The organism is Mangrovibacterium sp. (assembly GCF_059905295.1).
Window position 1 is genome coordinate 1 of the sequence record NZ_JBZQJF010000116.1, and the last position, 3770, is coordinate 3770.

General features: G+C 44.7%; 3 protein-coding genes. All 3 read left to right on the forward strand.

Features of this window, described 5'->3' with window-relative positions:
- On the forward strand, nt 1-358 hold a 358-nt coding region (locus AC37HE_RS06375; RefSeq protein ID WP_500781960.1), incomplete at its 5' end, for a carboxylesterase family protein.
- Between the two features lie 45 nt (nt 359-403).
- Nucleotides 404-1231 (forward strand): MBL fold metallo-hydrolase, encoded by an 828-nt coding sequence (locus tag AC37HE_RS06380; RefSeq protein WP_500781962.1) that lies wholly within the window; start codon nt 404-406, stop codon nt 1229-1231.
- A 32-nt stretch (nt 1232-1263) separates the two neighbouring features.
- The gene (locus AC37HE_RS06385) at nt 1264-3612 is read left to right on the forward strand and encodes an alpha-L-rhamnosidase-related protein (RefSeq protein ID WP_500781964.1); all 2349 of its coding nucleotides are present in this window, start codon (nt 1264-1266) and stop codon (nt 3610-3612) included.
- Nucleotides 3613-3770 lie beyond the last annotated feature (158 nt).

The window sequence follows — 3770 nt, forward strand, 5'->3', positions numbered from 1 at the left end:
CCCGGGGGGAGCTCCTGTTTATAATTATGTGTTCAAATGGAATGCTCCGCATCTGGATGGCATGTTGAAATCGAGCCATTGCATGGAAATCGCTTTTGTCTTCAACAATATTGCACGCACCGAAGAATATAATAGTGGTTCGCCCGAGGCGTACGCATTAGCAGGGAAGATGAGCAAGACTTGGGCAACTTTTGCCTGGACCGGAAATCCCAATAATGAGATGGTGCCGGAATGGGCCCCGTTCACTCCGGAGGGTGGAGCGACTATGCTATTCGACAATCAATCCAGCTTGGTACATAATCACGATAAAAAGCTGCTGGAAGTCGCTGCTTCAGTAGGACAAGCCAGTATGCTCTAATTTAGTTTTAGCCGTCCAACTTTTATTCAAAAAATTAAGAAAAAAATGAAAAGAATATCACTAATAGCCATGCTGATTGTTGCGATTCAGTTTGCTGTATTTGCACAACCTCAGTCGAATATTGAAGGAAAAGAAGTTTATAAAGGAGATGATGTAGTTTTCCATCAACTGGACGAACATACCTGGATCGGAACAGGGCACGTCATGTTCAACGAAAGCCTTTATCTGGTTGAAGGGGATACAAAAGCCGTTTTAATTGATGCCGGAACAAATATCAAAGATTTGGATCAAATTGTGGCTTCGATTACCTCAAAACCTGTGATGTTAGTTGCAACACATGTTCACCCCGATCATACTGGCGCCTCAATCGACTATTTCCCGGAGTTGTACATCAATCCTGCAGATACGGTTGGTATTCCCCAGTTTATGCCCAACTACAAAGGGAAAGTTAAATATCTGAAAGACGGCGAAATCATTGATCTTGGAGGACGTCAGTTGGAGGTTGTTTTCACACCGGGACATACGCCGGGTTCAACAACTTTTATCGACAAGGCGGCACACTACGGTTTTAGCGGTGACTCATTTGGTTCAGGCAATTTACTTTTGACAACCAAATTCTCAACCTTACTGGCAACTTGCGAAAAAATAAGCAAAATAATGGCCGACCAAGGAATTGAAAAGTTCTATCCCGGACACTTTTTCGGCCCCAATGTTGAAACTCCGCAGCGTATCGAAGATTTGGCCACCATTAGTAAGGGAGCTTTGTCCGGCAAGATCGTTGGAGAAAAGAACCCGGGAGCAATGCTTGGCCTGGATTTGATCATCAATCAATTCGGTGTAAGGGTAAACTATAACGAAAAGGCTTTGAAATAGACCTGAATTTCTCATTCACCTCAAAATTCCCAATGATGAAAACGCTCATAACCTTTCTGATTATTTTGTTGTCTCTATCAGTTTCGGCCCAGTTTGGAGAGCCTGATCCGGAATGGGATGCCAGTTGGATATACGTACCGAAAGCTGGTGAAAATGATCCGGGACTTTATTTGTTTCGAAAAAGTTTCCGAGTGGATACCGTTCCGGAAACATTTGAAATACGTGTTTCAGCAGATAATCGCTACAAACTTTTTGTGAATGAGCAGTTGGTTTCCCTGGGGCCGGTAATTGGCGATATTAAGCATTGGAATTATGAACCCGTAGATCTTGCTCCTTATTTAAAGGCCGGTAATAATCTGCTGGCTGTGATGGTTTGGAATGAAGGTGAGTTGAAACCGGTTTTTCAATTTTCGAAGCGGACCGCCTTATTGGTGCAGGGTACCAGTGATGCGACGAAGGCTGTCAATACGAATACAAGTTGGAAGTGTGTTGATGATCACAGCTATACGCCTATCCGACAAAAAGTGCGTGGCTATTACGCCGCTGGAGCTGGAGACAAAGTCGACATGAACCTGAAAGTTCAGGGATGGAACAAAGCCGGTTTTGATGACAGTAGCTGGCTACAACCTGAAGGTTTTGTTGACCGGGCCTTTGTTGGCTTTGGCTTTAATACGCGCAGCGGCTGGACCTTGACCCCGGCCATGATTCCTCCGATGGAGTTAACGCCTCAGCGGCTGGTGGCTACCCGAAAAACTGAAGGTGTAGTGGTGCCGGAAACATTCCCGCAGGAAAAAGCGGCAGTTATGGTTCCTGCAAACAGCACCGGCCGAATTCTGCTTGACCAATCATTTTTGACCAATGCTTATTCCACCTTATTGTTTAGCGGTGGGAAAAATGCGACCATCGTGCTGACCTATGCTGAAGCTTTGTATGATGCAGAAGGAGCTAAAAATAACCGGAATGAGATTGACGGGAAAACAATCTCAGGCCGGCAGGATACGATTATTTCGAATGGAGCTTCAAATCAGGAGTTTACAACATTAAATTGGCGTACCTATCGCTATGTGGAAATCGCCGTTGAAACAAAAGACGAGCCGTTAAGCATCAATGACTTCTACGGCACATTTACCGGTTATCCGTTTGAGATGAATGCCAAGCTGGAGGTTGACAACAATGAGTTGAATCAAATTTTGGCGATCGGTTGGCGAACAGCCCGACTTTGCGCAGTTGAAACTTACATGGATTGCCCGTATTATGAACGTTTGCAATACATAGGGGATGCCCGTATCCAGATGATGATTTCGTATTACAACAGTGGCGACGACCGCTTGGCGAAATATGCACTTAGCTTGTGGGATTATTCCCGACAGCCAGATGGGTATACGTTGAGCCGGTATCCCGATACGCAGGGACAGGTTATTCCGCCTTATTCATTGTGGTATGTCAGCGCATTGTACGATTATATGATGATGGGAAAAGATTCAGAGTTTGTGAAAAGTAAATTGCTGGGTACTCGCCAGATTCTGAATTATTTCATTTCGCATGTAGATGCCGATGGCTCATTGAAGAATGTGCCTGGCTGGAATTTTACCGATTGGGTTTCGGAGTGGAAGATGGGGGTTGCTCCAATGATGGAAGACGGTACTTCTGCTTTGATCGATTTGCAGTTACTGCTGGCTCTTCAGTCGGGACAAGCGTTGGAGCAAGCTGAAGGATCTGCGGAATACGCTGCTTTGTATGCTAAACTTAGCGATAAGCTGGCAAAGACTATTCAGGATAAATACTGGGATGAATCCCGTGGATTGTATGCCGATACGCCCCAAAAAGATCTGTTCTCACAACATGCCAATTCTCTTGCAATTTTGGCTGGATTAGCGAAAGGACCACAAGCTGAGGTTATGGCTAAGACGATGTTGGAAGATACGACTCTGGCCCAAGCTTCCATTTACTTTAAATACTATCTCCACTTAGCCTTGGTTAAAGCTGGCTTGGGAGATCACTACTTAGAGTGGTTGGACATTTGGCGCAAAAATATCGACTTAGGGATGACTACCTGGGGCGAAACGTCCGACGTTGAAACGACACGTTCCGATTGCCATGCCTGGGGATCAAGTCCGAATATTGAGCTTTACCGAACGGTGCTCGGAATTGAGAGTGTTGCCCCTCATTTCGCCAAAGTGAGAATTGAACCTCACCTGGGAACAATTCAAAAAATAGAAGGTGAAATGCCACACCCTGAAGGTAAAATTTCAGTAGCATATCGCAAATCGGAGAAAGGATTGAAAGCAGAAATTAACTTGCCTGATGGGGTCAGCGGAACCTTTGTTTGGGAAGGAAAAGTCTATGATCTGAAAGGCGGAGAGAACATGTTTGAGCTTTAGCACCTGTTCCATAGGAATAATAATCCGATGGTTTAGAATAAAGGAGATATGATTCTTCCATCTGTTCCTGGAAATTTGACCTTTTTCTGTGAAAGTCAGTTAATGCAAAGATGCTGTTTTGTTACCTTTCTTCGCAATGTATTGAAGATAGCCAGACA